The sequence below is a fragment of the Cobetia sp. 29-18-1 genome (assembly GCF_029846405.1).
Classification (GTDB): domain Bacteria; phylum Pseudomonadota; class Gammaproteobacteria; order Pseudomonadales; family Halomonadaceae; genus Cobetia; species Cobetia amphilecti.
In genome coordinates this window covers 121632-142345 of the sequence record NZ_JARWKS010000002.1, presented here as the reverse complement: position 1 = coordinate 142345, position 20714 = coordinate 121632, and the positions used below count along the sequence as shown (strand labels likewise).

At 63.3% G+C, this 20714-nt stretch carries 16 protein-coding genes; 6 read left to right on the top strand and 10 right to left on the bottom strand.

Annotation, left to right across the window (positions count from 1 at the left end):
• Positions 1–32 precede the first annotated feature (32 nt).
• Positions 33–1424: an FAD-dependent oxidoreductase gene (locus QD208_RS02390; RefSeq protein ID WP_043331433.1), complete on the top strand. Its 1392-nt coding sequence runs from the start codon at positions 33–35 to the stop codon at positions 1422–1424.
• Positions 1425–1532: 108 nt separating this feature from the next.
• On the opposite strand, the gene rsd is transcribed toward QD208_RS02390, so the two are convergent.
• The 6 genes from rsd to QD208_RS02360 all read right to left on the bottom strand — a co-directional run bounded on the left by rsd (position 1533) and on the right by QD208_RS02360 (position 8744).
• Complete coding sequence (rsd, locus tag QD208_RS02385; RefSeq protein WP_213114509.1) at positions 1533–2036, bottom strand: sigma D regulator; 504 nt, start codon at positions 2034–2036, stop codon at positions 1533–1535.
• 126 nt (positions 2037–2162) lie between these two features.
• Complete coding sequence (locus tag QD208_RS02380; RefSeq protein ID WP_225347133.1) at positions 2163–2723, bottom strand: disulfide bond formation protein B; 561 nt, start codon at positions 2721–2723, stop codon at positions 2163–2165.
• 272 nt (positions 2724–2995) lie between these two features.
• Positions 2996–4594, bottom strand: a complete 1599-nt coding sequence (gene gshA, locus QD208_RS02375) for a glutamate--cysteine ligase (RefSeq protein WP_225347134.1) — start codon at positions 4592–4594, stop codon at positions 2996–2998.
• Positions 4595–4758: 164 nt separating this feature from the next.
• Positions 4759–7182 carry a Tex family protein gene (locus tag QD208_RS02370; RefSeq protein ID WP_225347135.1) on the bottom strand — a complete coding sequence of 808 codons (2424 nt, stop codon included), beginning with the start codon at positions 7180–7182 and terminating at the stop codon, positions 4759–4761.
• Between the two features lie 160 nt (positions 7183–7342).
• Positions 7343–7840, bottom strand: coding sequence for a peptide-methionine (R)-S-oxide reductase MsrB (gene msrB, locus QD208_RS02365; protein ID WP_225347136.1), 498 nt, complete (start codon positions 7838–7840; stop codon positions 7343–7345).
• A gap of 142 nt (positions 7841–7982) precedes the next feature.
• A complete protein-coding gene (locus QD208_RS02360; RefSeq protein WP_153636394.1) occupies positions 7983–8744 on the bottom strand; it encodes an SDR family oxidoreductase in 762 nt (253 codons plus the stop codon).
• 561 nt (positions 8745–9305) lie between these two features.
• Between QD208_RS02360 and QD208_RS02355 the strand changes: the two genes are divergently transcribed.
• From QD208_RS02355 to QD208_RS02335, 5 genes are all read left to right on the top strand, one after another.
• Positions 9306–9869 carry an FxsA family protein gene (locus QD208_RS02355; protein WP_216061314.1) on the top strand — a complete coding sequence of 188 codons (564 nt, stop codon included), beginning with the start codon at positions 9306–9308 and terminating at the stop codon, positions 9867–9869.
• 643 nt (positions 9870–10512) lie between these two features.
• Complete coding sequence (locus QD208_RS02350; protein ID WP_043331438.1) at positions 10513–10806, top strand: co-chaperone GroES; 294 nt, start codon at positions 10513–10515, stop codon at positions 10804–10806.
• Between the two features lie 57 nt (positions 10807–10863).
• Positions 10864–12504: a chaperonin GroEL gene (gene groL, locus QD208_RS02345; protein ID WP_279835492.1), complete on the top strand. Its 1641-nt coding sequence runs from the start codon at positions 10864–10866 to the stop codon at positions 12502–12504.
• A 324-nt stretch (positions 12505–12828) separates the two neighbouring features.
• Positions 12829–13647, top strand: a complete 819-nt coding sequence (locus QD208_RS02340; RefSeq protein ID WP_225347137.1) for an RNA methyltransferase — start codon at positions 12829–12831, stop codon at positions 13645–13647.
• Between the two features lie 475 nt (positions 13648–14122).
• The gene (locus tag QD208_RS02335; RefSeq protein ID WP_107336170.1) at positions 14123–14326 is read left to right on the top strand and encodes a hypothetical protein; all 204 of its coding nucleotides are present in this window, start codon (positions 14123–14125) and stop codon (positions 14324–14326) included.
• A 245-nt stretch (positions 14327–14571) separates the two neighbouring features.
• On the opposite strand, the gene rpsA is transcribed toward QD208_RS02335, so the two are convergent.
• The 4 genes from rpsA to pheA form a co-directional block, all read right to left on the bottom strand.
• The gene (gene rpsA / locus QD208_RS02330) at positions 14572–16251 is read right to left on the bottom strand and encodes a 30S ribosomal protein S1 (protein WP_043331442.1); all 1680 of its coding nucleotides are present in this window, start codon (positions 16249–16251) and stop codon (positions 14572–14574) included.
• 306 nt (positions 16252–16557) lie between these two features.
• Positions 16558–17277 (bottom strand): (d)CMP kinase, encoded by a 720-nt coding sequence (gene cmk, locus QD208_RS02325; RefSeq protein WP_225347138.1) that lies wholly within the window; start codon positions 17275–17277, stop codon positions 16558–16560.
• Entirely contained in the window at positions 17274–19505 is a 2232-nt protein-coding gene (locus QD208_RS02320) for a bifunctional prephenate dehydrogenase/3-phosphoshikimate 1-carboxyvinyltransferase (protein WP_225348167.1), read from the bottom strand. Before QD208_RS02320 ends, cmk begins: the two co-directional genes overlap by 4 nt.
• Positions 19506–19573: 68 nt before the next feature.
• A complete protein-coding gene (gene pheA, locus QD208_RS02315; RefSeq protein WP_052384256.1) occupies positions 19574–20713 on the bottom strand; it encodes a prephenate dehydratase in 1140 nt (379 codons plus the stop codon).
• Position 20714: the final 1 nt, after the last annotated feature.

The following is a 20714-nucleotide window of genomic DNA, read 5'->3' as shown; positions in this document are numbered from 1 at the left end:
ATGTCCCTCACCAACCTTGAGCGTGAGCAGCCATGTCCTCAACGACATACGATGTCCTGATTGTGGGTGGCGGCGTGTCCGGCACCGCCCTTCTCTATGAACTCGCCCGCTACACCGACCTCAAGTCGGTCGGCCTGGTGGAAAAGTACGACCACGTCGCGATCGTCAACTCGCACGGTCGCAACAACTCCCAGACCATTCACTGCGGCGACATCGAGACCAACTACACGGTCGAGAAGGCGCGTGTGACCAAGCGCACCGCGGGCATGGTGGTCAACTTCGCCACCAAGCTCAGCGAGAGTGAGCGCGATCACATCGTCTACAAGTATCCGAAGATGGTGCTGGCGGTCGGTGCCAAGGAATGCCAGTTCCTGCGCAAGCGTTTCGACACCTTCAAGCAGCTGTTCCCCAACCTGAAGCTGCTCGAGCGTGATGATATCGCCGAGCTGGAGCCGAAGGTGGTGGAAGGTCGTCGTCCTGACGAGGAAATCGTCGCGCTGGGTTCCACCGACGAATATACCGCCGTCAACTACACCACCCTGTCGGAAGCCTTCGTCAGCGAAGGCGAGAAGGCAGCGGCCGAGAAAGGCATGAACTTCGACGTTCGCCTCTCGACCGCCGTGGAAGACATCCGCAAGGAAGGTGACGTCTACAAGGTCAAGACCGACAAGGGCGAGCTCAGCGCACGCTATGTCGTGGTCAGCGCCGGCGGTCACTCCCTGCTGTTCGCCCACAAGATGGGTTACGGCCTGGACAAGTCCTGCCTGCCGATGGCCGGCTCCTTCTACTTCACCCCGAAGGTGCTCAACGGCAAGGTCTATACCATCCAGAACGAGAACCTGCCGTTCGCCGCCGTCCACGGCGACCCGGACGTGCTGGTGGAAGGCAAGACCCGCTTCGGCCCGACCGCCCTGATGCTGCCGCTGCTGGAGCGCTACAACGGCAAGACCTTCTGGGAGTTCCTCAAGGTGCTGCGCATGGACCGCAACGTCGTCAAGGCCCTGTGGGACCTGATGAAGGTGCGCGACATCCGCAACTACATCTTCAAGAACTTCATGTTCGAGGTGCCGGTGCTGCGTGAGCGTCTGTTCCACGGCGACATCAAGAAGATCGTGCCGAGCCTGGACGTCAAGGACGTCAGCTTCGCCAAGGGCTTCGGTGGCGTTCGTCCGCAGTTGATCGACAAGAGCAAGCAGAAGCTCGTGATGGGCGAAGCCAAGATCAATCCGGGTACCGGCATCGTCTTCAACATGACGCCGTCACCGGGTGGCACCAGCTGTCTGGGCAACGCCGAGAAGGACATGTATCTCGCCCAGGAATTCCTTGGCTTCAACATCGACAAGGAAACCTTCGAGCGTGATCTGCTGACCGGCGAGATCGAACTGACCGAGATCGAGCGTCCGGAGGCCTCCTCACTGATGTAAGCCTCTTTCGAGACACGCATCGGGATGAGCATCAAAAAGCCCCGCCAGCGAATGCTGGCGGGGCTTTTTGATGGGTGCCTGTCGATGGGTGCCTGGCGGGAGGCGGCCTCAGGACACCGACTGACCCGACGGGGCCGACTGGGCAATTGGCTCGTGTACCGCATGCAGACGCTGGATCAGCTGATCCTCCAGCGCGAAACGCTCGGTCAGCCCCTGCTGCAGGCGGGCCAGCCATTCCGGCAGTCGGGCGCGATAGTGCTGGCAGCGGGTAGGACTGGAGAAATCCTCATCGAAGGACAGCACCAGCTCGGTGGAGGGTTCCAGGCGCTGCATCAGCTGCTCGCAGACCGCCAGCGCCGCGGTGTCCTCGAAGACACGGCCTTCTTCCTTGAGCTGAGGATAGACCTCGAAATGCCCCGCCGAGATGTAGTCCATCAAAAGCTCGATGAAGCGATTGACGCGTGTCATCTCGAGCTGCTCGAGGTCATTCACGCAGGCCTCGTGCAGATCCATGAAGCAGACCAGCATCTCGCGTCGCTGGTCCAGCCAGCGATCAACCAACTGATGAACGCCACGAAAGCGTTCCGCCGCAGTGGTGCATTCCTCCAGCATGGGCGCCTCCTCTGGCATGACCCGAACGATAGGGGCTGACATCCGGTGCTCGCCCCGCTGCCAACCCACTATCCTCCATGCCGTGCACGCTGCCAACCCCCCACCATGGTGGCAGGGCATATTGCCTCAACGGCGGAAGCTGCTCCACAGCATCGCCAGCGGTACCAGCGCCAGCCCACAGAAGCCGATCAACGACCACTGCGGGATCGAGAGCCCCAGCCATTGCGCGCTGATCTGGGCGCACTCACCGGAGGCGTTGAGCACCTGGGTGATCACGTCCCATACCGGCAGCACTTCCAGCATGTAGTTGAGGCCCGGGCCACAGGCCGGCACCTGATCCGGCGGCAGTGACTGCAGCCAGATATGGCGACCCGCCAGTACGACCGCGCCGAGGCTGCCGGCCAGTGCGCCCAGCGCGTAGATGCGCGTGCCGATGCGTCCGGGGCCATGCAAGGCTCCCAGCAGGAAGAAGGCGCCGGCCACGGCCACCGCCACGCGCTGGAAGATGCACAGCGAACACGGCGCCAGATCGAAGGCGAACTGCAGCACGAAGGCCACGCCCAGCAAAAAGGCGCACCCCAGCGCTCCCAAAAGACACCATTGACGCCCGCTCCAGCTCGCCAGCCGGGCAAGCCCGCCCTTGCGCGCTACCGGCTGCTGCCCCGATTGTTTGTCCGCTTGTGTCATTTGCCGTCCTTGCCGGTGGAACTCCAGTGGAGTCATGGGTGAGAAATGACGCAGCCGCAAGACCATCAAGGCCCTGCGACTGCATTGAGGCTTGCACCGCGTCGTGCCCTGCAGCCGCGCTCAGTCTGGCTGCACAGGCCACATACATCATCGGCGCCTCAAACCTGAGGCGCCGATGATGAAGCGATAGCCGAATCCGTCACTATCAGCGACTGATGCCTATCATGCCGTGTCGCGATGACCTGAACATGAATTGGCGTTGCGTCACGAGATCACGCCGGTTGCGTGCCATGGGCGGACGCGAAGTACTCGGCCATGAAGGTGTCGAAATCCTGATGATCGCCCTTCTCGATGTCGCCCTGCTGCTGCAGCGAGGTCTCGACCAGCTGATCGAGCAGATAGCCGCGCGCACGCTCCGTCGGCTCTGACTTGAACTGCTCGGCCTGCCCCTTGGCCAGCGCCAGCACTTCGTCGACGAAGTTGCTGCCGTTGTCGAGCATGCTGGTCAGCAGACGGCCCGACGGGGTGGTCTGGGCATCGTCGAAGCGCGGCGCGAGCGCCGCCAGCGCATCACGGTGCGCGCTGCCCGTCTTGTCGCCACTGTCGAGCAGGCCCGCGACTTCCCCCAGCTCATCCATGATGTTGGCCGCCAGATCGCGCAGGCGACGCTCTTCACCATTGACGCTCAGGGTCAGTTCCGGGTCACGCCCGGCCTCGACCACGCGACGCTTGCTGTTGTCGAGCGTGGCGCATTCCTCGTCGTCGATCCACGGGCTCTCGGTCAGCAGACACCAGATCAGGAAGGTATCGAGGAAGCGGATCTGCGTCTCGTCGATCCCGACCGGCAGGAAGGGGTTGAGATCCAGACAACGCACTTCGATGTACTCGACGCCACGCCCTTCCAGTGCCTGGCTGGGCGTCTCGTTCTGCCGGGTGACACGCTTGGGACGGATGTCGGAGTAGTACTCGTTCTCGATCTGCAGGATGTTGCTGGAGAGCTGCGACCAACTGCCATCGTCCTGCTTGACGCCCAGCTTCTCGTAGTCCTTCCACGGCGTGACGATGGCGTGACGCAGCGTGCCGACGAAGTTGTCCAGCGAGTTGAAGCAGATCTTGAGCTGCGCCTGCACCTTGTTCTGATAGCCCAGGTCCGACATGCGCAGGCTGGTGGCGTAGGCCGAGACCAGGCTGCGGTCCGCCTGACGCTTGAGGCGATCATCATTGCCGCCATCGAGGAAGCTCTCATCGATGCCCGGCGAGGCGCCGAACAGATAGAGCAGGATCCAGCTGTGACGACGGAAGTTGCGGATCAGCTCGAAATAGCGACGCGAGCGGAAGTCGCGCGCATCTTCCGCCTCTGCCCCTTCCAGCCCCTGCAGCAGGCTCCAGAAGTCATCCGGCAGCGAGAAGTTGTAATGGATACCGGCAATCGACTGCATGATGCGCCCGTAACGGACGTCCAGCCCCTTGCGGTAGATATGCTTCATGGTGCCGCTGTTGGAGGTGCCGTAATCGGCGATCGGCACGCTGTCGTTGCCGTGCAGACGCGGCGGCATGCTGGCCGGCCAGATCAGCTCATCGCCCAGGTTGCGATAGCTGAAACGATGCAGGTCAGCCAGAAACTCCAGCGACTCCTTGGGACGAGTGAACACCGGGGTGATGTACTCGAGCAGAGACTCGGAATAGTCCGTGGTGATGTACGGGTGGGTCAGCTTCGACCCCAGAGAACGCGGATGCGGCGTCTGGCTGATGTCACCGCCAGCGGTAACCCGCAGGCCTTCCTTCTCGATACCACGGCGCAGGCGCCCGAAGAGACCCTGACGGGCCTGGGGCGTGAGTCGCGCAATGGCGGACGCGAGTTGCTCGGACAAGGTATGAACCCTTTCGCATGGGGAGAAGCCCAGCCTCTCCGGTCGAATTGGATGACCATGGCCCGCGTGCTGCACCGGATGCCATGCAAGACGCGAACGGCAGCTACCGTTCGCGTCAGGTCAGTATGCCCACATTATGGGCGCGTAAAAAATGCTTTCAAGGCTTATGATTTCGACTTGCGCGCATTGAGCAGTGCTGCTGCCATCGCATTGTTGGCCGGTGCCGCGCCGCCGCTCGCGCCAGAATTGCTGCCGCGACCACCGCGCTCCTGACGGCCACCGCCGCCTTGCGAGCGCCCACCGCGACCGCCCTCTGCGCCGCGTCGCGCCTCGCCTGCCGCGCCTTTCTCGGCGGGAGTATCGCTCATGCGCATGCTCAGCGCGATGCGCGCGCGCGGGATGTCGACTTCCATCACCTTGACGCTGACGATGTCGCCCGCCTTGACCACCTCGCGCGGGTCGGCAACATACTTTTGCGACAGGGCAGAGATGTGTACCAGGCCGTCCTGATGCACGCCGATGTCCACGAAGGCCCCGAAGTGAGTCACGTTGGTGACGACGCCCTCAAGCTTCATGCCCGGCTCGAGGTCCTTGAGGGTCTCGACGCCTTCCTTGAACTCGGCGAAGCGGAATTCGGGGCGCGGGTCACGTCCCGGCTTGTCCAGCTCGCGCAGGATGTCGGTCACCGTCGGCAGACCGAAGTGCTCATCGGTGAATTCCGTCGGCTTCACGGTGCGCAGGAAGGCGCTGTCACCCAGCAGACTCGGCAGATCACGCCCGTGCGCCTTGGCGATGCGCTCGACCAGCGGATAGGCCTCCGGGTGGACGGCACTGGCATCCAGCGGATTCTTGCCGGAGGCGATGCGCAAAAAGCCGGCACACTGCTCGAAGGTGCGCGGACCCAGCCGGCTGACCTTGAGTAATTCCTGGCGCGAGGCGAAACGGCCGTTGGCATCCCGGTGCGCGACGATATTCTCGGCAAGCGTGGTGTTGAGACCCGCGACGCGCGACAGCAGCGCGCTTGAGGCCATGTTGAGGTCGACGCCGACACCGTTGACGCAATCCTCGACGACGGCTTCCAGACTGCGCCCCAGCTGCACCTGACTGACATCGTGCTGGTACTGGCCGACGCCGATGGACTTGGGCTCGATCTTGACCAGCTCACCCAGCGGGTCCTGCAGGCGGCGGGCGATGGACACCGCGCCGCGGATGGTCACGTCCAGGTCCGGGAATTCGCGCGCCGCATATTCCGAGGCCGAGTAGATGGACGCGCCGGCCTCGTTGACCATCACCTTCTGCAGGCGACGGCCGGACAGGCGCGTCAGCACGTCGGCGGCCAGCTTGTCGGTCTCGCGCGAGGCGGTGCCGTTGCCGATGGCGATCAGCTCGACGTCATGCCGCTCGACCAGCTTGACCAGCTCGGCCACCGAGGCGTCCCAGCGATTGTGTGGCGCATGCGGATAGATGGTGGCCTGATCGACATACTTGCCGGTGGCATCCACCACCGCGACCTTGACGCCGGTACGCAGGCCCGGGTCCAGGCCCAGCGTGGCCTTGGGGCCCGCCGGCGCCGCCAGCAGCAAGTCCTTCAGGTTGTCGGCGAAGACCTGGATGGCCTCCTGCTCGGCGCGCTCGCGCAGGCGGCCGATCAGCTCGCTTTCCAGATGGGTATAGAGCTTGACGCGCCAGGTCCAGCGCACCACTTCCTTCAACCAGCGATCCGCGGCGCGCCCCTGATCCTCGATGGAGAAATGCGCCGCGATGGCGCCTTCCATCGGGTGACGCGGCAAGTCGTCTTCGCCTTCCAGCTTGAGCGCGAGGCTCAGCACGCCTTCATTGCGACCACGCAGCATGGCCAGCGCACGGTGCGAGGGCGCCTTGTGCAGCGGCTCGTCATGCTCGAAGTAATCGGAGAACTTGGCGCCCTCCTGCTCCTTGCCCTTCATGACGCGCGCACTGAGGATACCGTCGTCCCACAGACGTTGACGCAGGCGACCGACCAGCGCGGCGTCCTCCGCGAAGCGCTCCATCAGAATCTGCTTGGCGCCATCCAGCGCCGCCTTGGTATCGGCCACGTCCTTGTCGGCAGCGACGAAACCGGCCGCCTGAGCCTCCGGCTCCAGCGTCGGGTCCGCGAGCAGCGCATCGGCCAGAGGCTCCAGCCCCGCTTCACGCGCGATCTGGGCCTTGGTACGGCGCTTCTTGCGATACGGCAGATAAAGATCTTCCAGGCGCTGCTTGCTGTCGGCGGCCAGCACATCCCGCTCAAGCGCGGCGCTCAGCTTGTTCTGCTCGGCGATCGATTCGAGCACGACCTGACGCCGCTCCTCCAGCTCACGCAGATAGCGCAGGCGCTCTTCGAGCTGACGCATCTGGGTGTCATCGAGCCCGCCGGTGGCTTCCTTGCGGTAGCGCGAGATGAACGGCACGGTCGCGCCGCCATCCAGCAGCTCGACGGTGGCGGTGATCTGTTCTTCGCGCACCCCAAGCTCACCGGCCAGCGCCTGTTGAATGCGGCGAGTGGTGGCAGCGGGCGACAGCGTCGGTGCAGGACGGGAGGTGGTAGCGTCAGTTGCAGTAGCGTCCATGAAACGTCAGTCCCTTACAGCAGAATTCATGCGGCAATATACAGACGGCCCGGTCGTGGAATCGACCGGGCCGTCTGTATCACGATGTCGTCACGTTACCACAAAGCGGCAAGATTGCTTTAGCCGCTCACTGCGCCAGCCGGGATGCCTCCCAAGCGCCTCACGCGGGCACGAAGCGCAGCGCGACACCGTTGTTGCACCAGCGCAGGCCGGTGGGTTCGGGGCCATCCTCGAAGACATGCCCCTGATGCCCGCCGCAGCGCGCGCAGTGATATTCGGTGCGCGGCCAGATGAGTCCGTAGTCGGTCTTGGTCAGAAGGCGCCCTTCGATATGATCGAAGAAGCTGGGCCAGCCGGTGCCGGACTCGAACTTGGTGGCGGAAGAGAACAACGCCAGATCACAACCGGCACAGCGATACTCACCCTCGCGATGCTCCTTGTTGAGCTCGCTGGAGCCCGCCCGCTCGGTGCCTTCCTCGCGCAGCACGCGATACTGCTCCGGGCTCAGGCGGGCACGCCATTCGTCTTCTTCGAGGGTCAGCGGCGTGATATCCGCGCCACGCTCGAGCTCGAGCTCCGGACGCGCGGCAGACAGCCTGGGCAGCGCCAGCATCGCTCCCGCCCCCAGCACCAGCCCTATGAATTGGCGACGTTGCATGACGTGTCTCCTTGTAGCAATGAACGGCAATACTGACTTCTACGCGCAGCGGCCTGCGCTGGATGCATCGCCTCATGAGAAAGCCCCCACGATGCTGCCATCGCGGGGGCTTGGGTCTCATCGGCTGACGCCAGCCATCGGGTCAGATGCGCAGACCACCATCACATTCGATCACTCGCCCGGTGAAGTAGTCATTGTCGAAGATGAAGGCCACGCTGCTGGCGATATCTTCCGGGCGGCCCAGGTCGCGCATCGGGATGCCACTCTTGATCTTGTCGAGCATCTCCGGCTTCATGCCGGCGGTCATCTCGGTGGCGATGAAGCCCGGCGCCACGGCACCGACACGAATCCTGTAGCGTGCCAGCTCCTTGGCCCAGGTCACGCTCAGTGCCGCGACACCGGACTTGGCGGCGGTGTAGTTGCTCTGCCCCATGTTGCCGGCGCGCGAGATGCTGGAGATATTGACGATCACGCCCGGCTGGCCAGCTTCGATCATCTGGCTGGCCGCTTCACGCGTGCACAGGAAGACACCGGTCAGATTGACATCGATGACCTGCTGCCAGCTGGACAGCGACATGGTCTTCTCCACCACGCCATCACGCGCCTTGATCAGCAGCCCATCGCGGGTGATGCCGGCATTGTTGACCAGACCGCTCACCGGTCCCAATGCGCTCTTGATGGCCGAGAAGGCCGCCGTGACGGAGTCCTCTTCCGCGACATTGGTCACGAAACCCTGCGCCTTGATGCCTGCAGCTTCCAGACTCGCGACGGCGTCATCCAGGCCGTCCTGTTCGATGTCCAGCAGCGCCAGTACCGCTCCCTTCTCGCCCAGATAGCGCGCCATGGCCAACCCCAGCCCACGAGCGCCGCCCGTAATCGCGATGACCTTGTCGTCAAGCTTCATGTCCCGTCTCCCAGGTTGTCTGCCGGCAGTGAGGAACGTCTGCCGGATGCGAGGCCCGAATGCCGTACGGGCGTCACGATCTATGTGTCGAGTGTCCCGCACCGCGCCCTTCAGTGTTGAGCGTCATCGTGACAGAGAATGCCTCGGGATGACGCCCGCTGCCAGCTCGCGGTGAATTCTCATGATGCAGTGCAACAGATCACGGCGTGTCCTGCCTCAACGCAGGCGAGATCCGCCAACGCAACGCACTGACGGCGTCAACGCACGCCATCGACAGCGGGCGCGAAAGCAGGGAATGCTGATGAGTGAGCCTCGGCCCGCCCCCTGCGGACGCCATGGGCTCTACCTGTCCAGCCCCTCTATTGTGCACTGCAACATGCAACATCGTTCAGCATGGCACCGCTACTCCTGCAGCGCCAGCCATCCACGCCGCCGACCATCAGCGGCTCATCAGCGGATCATGGCCCGTTCATGAGCCCGATTCGACTGTTCCCCATCCGGCGGCTGGTTTACCCTTGACGCATTGGCGCAACCTGCCATTTACCTGCTTCGGGAGAGACGATGCCCATACTGTTAGTGATTACCCTGTTCGGGTTATTGGATTTCGTGGTGCTGTTCAGTCTTGGCAGCCAGATCGGCCTGCTGCCGACCCTGGCGCTGGTGCTGATCACCGGCGCCGTCGGCCTGCATCTGATTCGCCGCGAAGGTCGCGCGACACTGATGCGCGCCCAGGAACGCCTGCAACGTGGCGAGATGCCTTCCGGCGAGCTGATGGAAGGCGCGGCGCTCATCTTCGGCGGTGCCCTGTTGATGGCGCCGGGCTTTCTGTCTGACGCCTTCGGCCTGCTGTGCCTGCTCCCCGCCTCACGGGGACTGTTAACGCGCGGCCTGAGCGGCAATGGCGCGATCGCGCGCTTCTTCAAGGGGCGCTTCTCGGCTGCGGGAACCTCGCGCAGCACCCGCACGGGTGACTGGGAAGCCGACGCCCGTGCTGACAGCGCATCACGCAGCGATGGCGATCAGCAGCACGCCAGCGGCAACCATGCAGGGCAGCAAGGCAGCAGCCAGCAGACCGGCGAGCCGCTGGAAGGCGATTACATCAGCCGTGACGAGCCGCGCCTCTAGCGCCTTCTCACGCACAAGCACCACGCGCAATCGTCTGCTTGAGAACCATGTTTGAAAGTCATGTTTGAAAGCGATGGGCCCGGCACTGGAACACCAGTGCCGGGCCTTTTTGATTCGTGATATCTTGCTTCACAGGCTCCATCACGCTGTCCTGCTCTCTCCTGTCCTGCTCTCTCCTGTCCTGCACTGGCCAGCCCCAGCGCCAATGCCTGTCACTGACCGGAGTCGCGCTCTGTGAGCTGCCCGACCGAACCCTTGCGCCTTGCAACAAGGCTCACCCTGGCCTCTGCCCACCCACTGGCGTCTTGTACCAATGGACACCGTCTGGAGGCTGCCAGCTATATGCCAACGGTGAACGGCTCGGATACACTCAAGCCGTTGATTCATCTAGCGGAACCTTGCGGAAGACAGGCTGCACCCAGGGTGCGTAGCTTTCATGCGACGCACAAGATGCACCGATTTGAAATTTTTTTATGATCGCCTACTTGAAAGCTGTCCCCCCGCCACCATAAAAGCGGTGCAATGGATAACGGCCACGCCCCCAGCGGCGGGGCCCAACACTCGGTAGGCAACCCCATTGAACGCCAGACTCACCGACAAAGAACGGGAGCTGGCGGGATTTACCATCAGGAGAACGTGAGCAATGAACATTCGTCCCTTGCACGATCGCGTCGTGGTTCGTCGCGTGGAAGAAGAACAGAAGACTGCAGGTGGCATCGTTCTGCCCGGCAGCGCCCAGGAAAAGCCGACCCGTGGCGAGATTCTCGCTGCCGGCAACGGTCGCATCCTCGAAAACGGTGAAGTTCGCCCGCTGGACGTGAAAGTCGGCGATACCGTGATCTTCAAGGATGGCTACGGCGTCGAGAAGCAGAAAATCGACGGCGAAGAGGTGCTGATCATGAGCGAGAGCGACATCCTCGCCGTGGTGGAAGGCTGAGTTTCAGCTTTTTCGGGTTCCAACGCTTCGACTTACTGATTAAAGGTAGAGATAAACATGGCTGCAAAAGACGTTCGTTTCTCCGATGATGCACGCAAGCGCATGGCGCGTGGTGTCAATGTCCTGGCCGACGCGGTCAAGACTACCCTCGGCCCGAAAGGCCGTAACGTGGTACTGGAAAAATCCTTCGGCGCTCCGACCGTCACCAAGGACGGCGTTTCCGTCGCCAAGGAAATCGAGCTGAAGGACCGCTTCGAGAACATGGGCGCCCAGATGGTCAAGGAAGTCGCTTCCAAGACTTCTGACGTGGCTGGCGACGGCACCACCACCGCCACCGTGCTGGCTCAGTCCATCGTCAACGAAGGCCTGAAAGGCGTGACCGCGGGCATGAACCCGATGGACCTGAAGCGCGGCATCGACAAGGCTGTCATCGAAGCCGTCAAGGCCGTGCGTGAGCTGTCCGTGCCGTGCACCGATACCAAGGCCATCGCCCAGGTCGGCACCATCTCCGCCAATGGCGACTCTCGCATCGGCGAGATCATCGCGGAAGCGATGGAGAAGGTCGGCAAGGAAGGCGTCATCACCGTCGATGAAGGTCGTGGCTTCGAAGACGAGCTGGAAGTGGTCGAAGGCATGCAGTTCGATCGCGGTTACCTGTCTCCTTACTTCGTCACCAACCAGGACACCATGGCGGTCGAACTCGAAGACCCGTACATCCTGCTGGTCGACAAGAAGATCTCCAACATCCGCGAACTGCTGCCGGTGCTGGAAGGCGTTGCCAAGTCCGGCAAGCCGCTGGCGATCATCGCCGAAGACATCGAAGGCGAAGCGCTGGCGACTCTGGTCGTCAACACCATGCGCGGTATCGTCAAGGTCGCTGCCGTCAAGGCACCGGGCTTCGGTGACCGTCGCAAGGCCATGCTGCAGGACATCGCTGTCCTGACCGGTGGCACCGTGATTTCCGAAGAAGTCGGCCTCAACCTCGAACAGGCCAACCTGGACCACCTGGGCACCGCCAAGCGCGTGACCATGTCCAAGGAAAACACCACCATCATCGATGGCGCCGGCAACGAAGGCGATATCGAAGCACGCGTTGCCCAGATCCGCGCTCAGATCGAGGAAACCTCCTCTGATTACGACCGCGAGAAGCTGCAGGAACGTGTCGCCAAGCTGGCCGGCGGCGTTGCCGTCATCCGCGTCGGTGCTGCCACCGAAGTCGAGATGAAAGAGAAGAAGGCTCGCGTCGAAGACGCCCTGCACTCCACTCGTGCGGCCGTCGAGGAAGGCGTCGTGCCTGGCGGCGGTACTGCCCTGGTTCGCGTGCTGGGTCAGCTGGTCGACCTGAAAGGCGACAACGAAGATCAGACTCACGGTATCGCCATCGCACTGCGTGCCATGGAAGCGCCGCTGCGTCAGATCGTCACCAACGCCGGTGAAGAAGCCTCTGTCGTGCTCAACAACGTCAAGGCTGGCGAAGGCAACTACGGTTACAACGCCTCTACCGGCGTCTACGGCGACATGTTCGAGATGGGCGTGCTGGATCCGGCCAAGGTGACCCGTTCTGCACTGCAGTCCGCGGCCTCCATCGGCGGCCTGATGATCACCACCGAATGCATGATCGCTGAAGATCCGGAAGACAAGGCTGCTGCCGGCGGCGGCGACATGGGTGGTATGGGTGGCATGGGCGGCATGATGTAAGCCAGCCTCACCCCCCCCCCCCCCCCCCCCCCACGACTCACCCGTCGTGACCCGAACCGCTCCTGCGCAAGCAGGGGCGGTTTTTTTAATGCCTGTCATTCAAGGCGCTGCAGCTCTCATACGGTAAGCGCCGCGGCTCTCGGCACCTGACGCCTCCCGCTCACCACGCTACACTAGGCGCCACTTTTTGCCGCGACCCGAGACATTGCGCCTGGTGATGACAGTGCATCGAGGCTGACGATGCATTGAGGCTGAAATGCCCACGATCACGACCGATGACGCCAACCGCTCAGGCCGCGCGACTCGCTTGCCCAGGACCTTCTCATGACTGATACCCCCGCCGCTTCCCAGACCACTAGCGCCCTCGACAATGTGCGTGTCGTGCTGGTGCAGACCTTCCATCCCGGCAACATCGGCGCCACCGCTCGCGCCATTCTGACCATGGGCATCAAGGACCTGGTGCTGGTCAATCCGCGCTGCTTCCCCGACGAGGAAGCGACGCGTATGGCCAGCGGCGCCGCGGAGCTGCTGGATAATGCACGCGTGGTCGAGCGCCTGGAAGACGCCGTCAATGACTGCCAGCTGGTCATCGGGGCCAGCGCTCGTCTGCGCAGCGTCCCGCTGCCCCACTTCGATGAGCCACGCGAGATGGCGGCGCACGCCATGGATATCGCGCGCGATGGCAAGGTGGCGCTGGTATTCGGCCGCGAGCGCTTCGGGCTGACCAACGAGGAAATCGCCTGCTGCACGCATCAGGTGTCGATCCCCACCAACCCGGACTACGGCATCCTCAACGTCTCACAGGCCGTCCAGGTGCTGGCGCACGAGTGCCGCAGTACATGGCGCCTGACGCTCGACAAGCCTCAGGAGGCGCCTGTGGCGCGCCGTGAGGATGATCAGCTGCCGACCCGCGAACAACTCGGCTACTTCCATGAGCATCTCGGCCGCGCCCTGCAGGGCTCCGGCTTCCTCAACCAGCCCCACTCCCAGACCGAAGAGCGGCTGCGCGCCCTGTTCGCACGTGCCGAGCCGACACGCCGCGAGCTCTCCATCCTGCGTGGCATGCTGTCCAATCTTGAGCGTCAGACGGCAGCGGCGAACGCTGGCACAGGCAGCGAGCAGAGCGATCACGAGGCGTCCTGAGTCGCGCACGACCGCCCCGTCATGTACTGAGGCTCGGACTGTTGCTACTTGGCTCTCGCCACTTCGCAACAGCCTGTCAGCGCAACGTCATCCTTCTGACATGGATCAAGGTGCACTGTAGACCTTCCGCTATGCTTGATAGGCAAGACGTCAGGCACCGCAGAACCCGTCACACAGCCTAGGTATAGAAATACGGGTATAGAAATACCGGCATAGAGATACGGCACAGACCCATGCAGTAGCTGCAGCCCAGCAAGGAAGTCACGCGCGAAGGCTGCAGTGTCAGGCAAAGGCTCCTTTGCGACCTTGAGACCTGCCATGCAGGTCGAGAACTGCCGCAAGAGCAGGCAGAGACGCCGCCACGCCAACACACGAAGGGCCATGACAGGCCAGCGTGGCGACGCACCTCGAGACACCCACAAGAAGAGCCGACCCTGATCCCATCCACGACCATGGACTCACGGAGCGCCTTTACATGACTCGGACAGCCGCACGACAGACTCAGACCCCGGACGCGGAACAGCTGGCCAGCGACATCCACCAGCTGGAAGCTCGCCTGCTCAAGACCGACCCGACGCAGGAACCGACGCTCTACCGCAGCCTGTACTGCACGATCTCGCTACGCCAGATGCAACTGCTGGCCAAGGTCAGTCAGCCCGCAGCCTCGCAGGCGCATTGAGCGACGCCAGGTGAGATGGTTGGCAGGTGGCGACTGGTAATGATCAACAATGACCAGCAGCCACCCGTAACGACCAGGCATGAAAAAACCGCCACCCCGAAGGGTGGCGGTTTTTTTCGTTCCCGCATATGACATGCGTCTCATGCAGGATACCGATTCGGAGACGCTGAGGTGACTACCAGAGGCATGTCACCTCAGCGTGGATCCGGACTCCCCACCTCACGAGGAGGCGGAGTGTCTCGGGATCACTCCTGACCCAGCTGCTGCTTGATCAGATCACCGATGGTAGTCGGGCCGTTGCTCTCGACTTCCTGGGTACGCGGCTTGGCAGCATCGCGACGCGGTGCTTCAACCTGGTCCTTGGACTTGACGGACAGGTTGATCAGGCGGCTCTTGCGATCCACACCGACGATCTTGGCTTCGACAGCATCGCCGACGCTCAGGACGTTGCGTGCGTCTTCGACACGGTCAGCGCTGATTTCAGAAGCCTTCAGGATAGCGATGACGTCAGTCGCCAGCTCTACCTGAACTTCCTTGGCATCGATGTCGACAACACGACCGGACACGATAGCGCCCTTGTCGTTGACGGCCAGGTACTCGGAGACCGGATCGCTCTCGAGCTGCTTGACACCCAGAGAGATGCGCTCACGTTCCGGATCGATGGACAGGATGACCGCTTCAGCTTCTTCGCCCTTCTTGTAACGACGCACGGCTTCTTCGCCAGCTTCGTTCCAGGAAATGTCGGAGAGGTGAACCAGGCCGTCGATGCCGCCTTCCAGACCGATGAAGATACCGAAGTCAGTGATTGACTTGATGGTACCGGAGACACGGTCGCCCTTGTTGTGCTTGCCGCTGAAGTCTTCCCACGGGTTGGTGGTGCACTGCTTGATACCCAGGGAGATACGACGACGCTCTTCGTCGATGTCCAGAATCATCACTTCCACGTCATCGCCGACATTGACGACCTTGGACGGGTGGATGTTCTTGTTGGTCCAATCCATTTCGGACACGTGGACCAGACCTTCGACGCCCTCTTCCAGCTCGGCGAAGCAGCCGTAGTCGGTGAGGTTGGTGACGCGTGCGTTGATCTTGGCGCCTTCCGGGTAGCGAGCCTTGATGTTGACCCACGGATCTTCGCCCAGCTGCTTGAGACCCAGAGACACACGGTTGCGCTCGCGGTCGAACTTCAGCACCTTGACATTGATCTCGTCGCCGACAGCAACGATCTCGGACGGATGCTTGATGCGCTTCCATGCCATGTCGGTGATGTGCAGCAGGCCGTCAACGCCGCCGAGGTCGACGAAGGCGCCGTAGTCGGTCAGGTTCTTGACGATACCCTGAATCTGCTGACCTTCCTGCAGAGTGGCCAGGAGGGCTTCACGCTCAGCGCTGTTCTCGGCTTCGAGGACGGCACGACGGGACACGACAACGTTGTTGCGCTTGGCGTCGAGCTTGATGACCTTGAAGTCCAGCTCCTTGTTCTCGAGGTGGGCGGTGTCGCGCACAGGGCGGACATCGACCAGAGAACCCGGCAGGAAGGCACGGATGGTGTTGATGTCGACGGTAAAGCCACCTTTGACCTTGCCGTTGATCACGCCCTTGACGATCTCGTCTTTCTCGAAGGCGGCTTCCAGCTCTTTCCACGCTTCGGCACGCTTGGCCTTCTCGCGGGACAGGCGGGTCTCACCGAAGCCATCTTCCACGGCTTCCAGTGCAACCATGACTTCGTCGCCGATGCTGATGGACAGCTGGCCACTTTCGTCACGGAACTGTTCAGACGGAATCTGACCTTCAGACTTCAGACCGGCATTGACAGTGATCCAGTCGCCATCGATATCCACGATGGTAGCGGACACGATTGCGCCCGGCTCCATGTTGATGTCCTGGAGTGACTGTTCAAATAAATCAGCAAAGCTCTCGCTCATGGTATTCCTACATGATCAACGTTTGGGGCGGCTTGCACCGCAGTCTCCGTACCACCAGCAAGCACGGGCCATATCTACATATCCCCGGGGGCGTTGACGCTGGTTCGAGATACACCGGCTTTCCGCTTGCCGCCGATGCACCCCATGACACCTTGCCGGGGGGTTGATGACACCTCGGTGTCATCTGGGTTCTGCATCATCACTCGCGAAGCGAGCGAAACCCGCTGCTGCCCGACCCGGAGGCCGTATTGCAACAGCAGGCGATCAATCCGTTGTTCTGACGACTTACAGGCTGAGACTCGAGTCTCAGCGCGCCGCTACCAGGCCGTATTCGACCAGCAGCTGCTGGATGCGTTCGATCACCTGGTCGATGTCGAGATCCGTCGTATCGAGGATCACGCCGTCGTCTGCAGGCTTGAGCGGGGCGACTGCCCGGCCCATGTCACGCGCATCGCGCGCCTGTATTTCTGTCAAAAGGCTCGAAATATTAGCATCGACACCCGCTTCCTGCAACTGGGCATGACGACGACGCGCACGTTCCTCGGCGCTCGCCGTCAGGAAGATCTTGAGCGGCGCACCGGTGAAGACCACCGTGCCCATGTCGCGACCATCGGCCACCAGGCCCGGCGCACGCGCAAAGGCACGCTGGCGCGCCAGCAGTGCAGTCCGCACGCGCGGCTGGGCCGCGATGATGGAGGCATTGTTGCCGACCGACTCGAGACGGATGTCACGGGTGACGTCCTCGCCTTCCAGAATCACGCTGGTGGCGTCGCCTTCGGCATCGAACTGCACATCGAGGTGCTCGGCGATGGTCGCCACGGCGTCCTCGTCTTCCAGCGCCACGCCATGACGCTCGGCGGCCAGTGCCGTCAGGCGATAAAGCGCACCGGAATCCAGCAGATGCCAGCCCAGGCTCGACGCGACCAGACGACTGATGGTGCCCTTGCCTGCCCCGCCGGGGCCATCAAGGGTCAACACCGGCGCGTCGCAGATCTGGCTGTGATGAGGTGTCGCTTCCCCGCTCATGAAGCCTCCTGGCCGGGTGCCACGGCACCGAGGTTCTCGACCTGCATGCCGACTTCAGCGGCCAGCGCCACGAAGTTCGGGAAGGAGGTCGCGACATTGGCGCAGTCGTCGATCAGGATCTCGCCCTGGGCGCGCAGCGCCGCGACACTGAAGGCCATCGCGATGCGGTGATCGCCGTGGCTGTCGACCAGGCCGCCACCGTAGGCGCCACCACGGATGTCGATACCGTCCGCGACCACTTCGTGCTCGACGCCGATCTGCGCCAGACCATCCGCCATCACCTGGATGCGATCGGACTCCTTGACGCGCAGTTCCTCGGCGCCACGCAGACGGGTCATGCCCTCGGCATTGGCAGCGGCGATGAACAGTGCCGGGAATTCGTCGATGGCCAGCGGCACCTGGTCTTCCGGAATGTCGATGCCCTTGAGCGGCGCATAGCGGATGTGCAGGTCTGCCACCGGCTCGCCGCCGACTTCGCGCTCATTGGAGACGCTCAGGTCGGCACCCATCGCCTTGAGGATGTTGATCACGCCGATGCGCGTCGGGTTGATGCCGACGTGCTCCAGCACCAGTTCGGAGCCCGGTGTGATGGCCGCGGCGACCAGGAAGAAGGTCGCGGAGGAGATGTCGGCCGGCACGTCGATCGGGCAGGCTTCGAGGCTGCCGCCACCGTTCAACCACGCCTCGGCGCCCTGACGCTCGACCTTGTAGCCGAAGCCATTGAGCATGCGCTCGGTGTGATCACGCGTCGGCGCCGGCTCGATGGCACGCGTCTCGCCTTCGGCGTAGAGACCGGCCAGCAGCAGGCAGGACTTGACCTGAGCGGACGCCATCGGCATCTCGTAACGGATGCCCTTGAGCGGCTGACCACCGTGGATACGCAGCGGCGGACGGCCGTTGTCTGCGGTATCGATCACCGCGCCCATCTCGCGCAGCGGATTGGCGACGCGGTCCATCGGACGCTTGGTCAGCGAGGCATCACCGGTCAGCTCGGTGTCGAAGGCCTGACCGGCCAGCAAGCCGGCGAACAGGCGCATCGCGGTGCCGGAGTTGCCGACATACAGCGGGCCCGGCGGCTGCTTCAGGCCGTTGAGACCCACACCGTGAATGGTGACACGCCCCTGATGCGGGCCTTCGATGACCACGCCCATGTCGCGGAAGGCCTGCAGCGTGGCCAGACTGTCTTCCCCTTCCAGGAAGCCTTCGACTTCGGTCACGCCGGTCGCCAATGCGCCCAGCATGATGGAGCGATGCGACATGGACTTGTCGCCCGGCACACGAATGCGCCCCTGAACCTGCCCACCCGGCAGTGCACGGTACCGCACGTTCTGCTGTTCCATGGTCTGATAACTCGTCTGTTTCAAGAGGGTATTGAAGTAGTGTCGGGCGTGGCTTGCGCGGGTGAATATCCCCAGCATCGCCTCACCATCGCCCGCGGTCACGGCAGCGCGCACCCGCGCTACCCCGGCCTCGAATTCGTCCAACGCCTCCAGCACCGCATCGCGGTTGGCCAGATAGACGTCGCGCCACATCACCGGGTCACTGCCCGCGATGCGCGTAAAATCACGGAAACCGCCCGCCGCGTAGCGGAAGATCTCCAATCGCTCATCCTGGCGCGCCAGGCTGTCGACCAGCGAGAACGCCAGCAGGTGCGGCAGGTGGCTGGTGCGCGCCAGCACTTCGTCGTGGCGCGCCACGCTCATGCTCAGAAGCTGGGCACCACATACCGACCACATGGCCGCCACGCGTGCCACGGCCTCGGCATCGCTGTCCGGCTCCGGCGTCAGGATCACCTTGTGATCGCGATAGAGCTCGGGATTGGACGCCGCGACACCGCTCTTCTCGGACCCGGCGATCGGGTGACCGAGCACCAGATTCGGCGGCATGCGACCGAAGACGCCGAGCGCCGCATCGCGGATCGCGCCCTTGGTGCTGCCGACATCGGTGATGACGGCGTCATCATCCAGCAACGGCGCCAGTTCGGCCATCACGCTCTGCATCGCCATCACCGGCACGCACAGCACGATCAGCGAGGCACCCGGTACCAGCGCCGCCAGTTGCGTGCTGCCACCGTCGATCAGCCCCATGCGCTGGCCGAGGCAGATCTCGTTGGAGTCACGATCACAGGCGAGAATCTCGCCGCGATGGCCCGCCGCGCGCAATGCCGCCGCCAGCGAGCCACCGATCAAGCCCAGCCCGACCAGCAGGATACGCCGCTCGCCGGCCAGACGCTCCGCTGACGGCAGCGAGGACAGCAGGTCTGACGACGCAGCATGGCGCGCGTGGTCAAGCTCGCTCACAGCACACCGACCGGGTAGGACCCGAGCACCTTGACGTCCGCCGCGCACTGGCGCAGCTCTTCCAGCGTCGCCGTGATGAGCGGGTCATCGCGGTGGCCACGGAAGTCGATGAAGAAGACGTAGTTCCAGGCACCGGAGCGTGACGGACGCGTCTCGACGCGGGTCAGGTCGATCTGGTGGCGGTGGAACGGCGCCAGCAGGTCGTGCAGTGCCCCCGGCTGGTTGCGCATCGCCACCACGATGGAGGTCTTGTCATCGCCGGACGCCGGCACCGAGCTGTCACCGATGATCAGGAAGCGCGTCGAGTTGTCGGGGCTGTCCTCGATCTTCTCCTCGACCTTCTCCAGCTCATAGAGCTTGGCCGCCATGTCACCGGCAATCGCCGCACTATGCCACTCGGTGCGCACCTGACGCGCGGCCTCGGCATTCGAGGACACCGCGATGCGCTCGGCGTGCGGGAAGTGGGCATCCAGCCACTTGCGGCACTGGGCCAGCGACTGGGCGTGGGAATAGATGCGCGAGATCTTCTCGCGACGCGTATTCGGGCCCACCAGCAGGTGGTGGTGAATGCGCAGCACCACTTCGCCTGAGATCTTGAGCTGCGAGCCCATGAACGAATCCAGCGTGTGGTTGATGACGCCCTCGGTGGAGTTCTCCACCGGCACCACACCGTACTGCACCGCGCCCGCTTCCACTTCGCGGAACACCTCGTCGATGGCGGCCATCGGCTTGGTCACGGCGCTGTCGCCGAAGTGCTTGAGCGCGGCCTGCTGGGTGAAGGTGCCTTCCGGGCCGAGATAGGCCAGGCGGATCGGCTGTTCCAGCGCCAGACAGGCGGACATGATCTCGCGGAACAGACGCGCCATCTCCTCGCCTTTCAGCGGGCCGGGGTTGTTGGCCATGATGCGACGCAACACCTGGGCTTCGCGCTCCGGGCGGTAGAACTGCACCTGGCCGTCCTCGCCCACGTCACCGGCCGCCAGCTTGACCTCGGCGACCTGCTGCGCGCAGCCCGCGCGCTCGCTGATCAGGTTCAGCAGCTCGTTGTCGATGGCGTCGATGCGCTGACGCAGGTCGTCCAGCGTCACCGCCTTGCCCGCCGCCTGCGGCGCAGGGCTCTCCTTGGAATCCGACATC

Bases quoted from the DNA above. Each gene is read 5' to 3' on its own strand.
- QD208_RS02390 (WP_043331433.1), top strand. From the start codon at position 33: ATGTCCTCAACGACATACGATGTCCTGATTGTGGGTGGCGGCGTGTCC.
- rsd (WP_213114509.1), bottom strand. From the start codon at position 2,036: ATGCTGGAGGAATGCACCACTGCGGCGGAACGCTTTCGTGGCGTTCAT.
- QD208_RS02380 (WP_225347133.1), bottom strand. From the start codon at position 2,723: ATGACACAAGCGGACAAACAATCGGGGCAGCAGCCGGTAGCGCGCAAG.
- QD208_RS02370 (WP_225347135.1), bottom strand. From the start codon at position 7,182: ATGGACGCTACTGCAACTGACGCTACCACCTCCCGTCCTGCACCGACG.
- msrB (WP_225347136.1), bottom strand. From the start codon at position 7,840: ATGCAACGTCGCCAATTCATAGGGCTGGTGCTGGGGGCGGGAGCGATG.
- QD208_RS02360 (WP_153636394.1), bottom strand. From the start codon at position 8,744: ATGAAGCTTGACGACAAGGTCATCGCGATTACGGGCGGCGCTCGTGGG.
- QD208_RS02355 (WP_216061314.1), top strand. From the start codon at position 9,306: ATGCCCATACTGTTAGTGATTACCCTGTTCGGGTTATTGGATTTCGTG.
- QD208_RS02350 (WP_043331438.1), top strand. From the start codon at position 10,513: ATGAACATTCGTCCCTTGCACGATCGCGTCGTGGTTCGTCGCGTGGAA.
- groL (WP_279835492.1), top strand. From the start codon at position 10,864: ATGGCTGCAAAAGACGTTCGTTTCTCCGATGATGCACGCAAGCGCATG.
- QD208_RS02340 (WP_225347137.1), top strand. From the start codon at position 12,829: ATGACTGATACCCCCGCCGCTTCCCAGACCACTAGCGCCCTCGACAAT.
- QD208_RS02335 (WP_107336170.1), top strand. From the start codon at position 14,123: ATGACTCGGACAGCCGCACGACAGACTCAGACCCCGGACGCGGAACAG.
- rpsA (WP_043331442.1), bottom strand. From the start codon at position 16,251: ATGAGCGAGAGCTTTGCTGATTTATTTGAACAGTCACTCCAGGACATC.
- cmk (WP_225347138.1), bottom strand. From the start codon at position 17,277: ATGAGCGGGGAAGCGACACCTCATCACAGCCAGATCTGCGACGCGCCG.
- pheA (WP_052384256.1), bottom strand. From the start codon at position 20,713: ATGTCGGATTCCAAGGAGAGCCCTGCGCCGCAGGCGGCGGGCAAGGCG.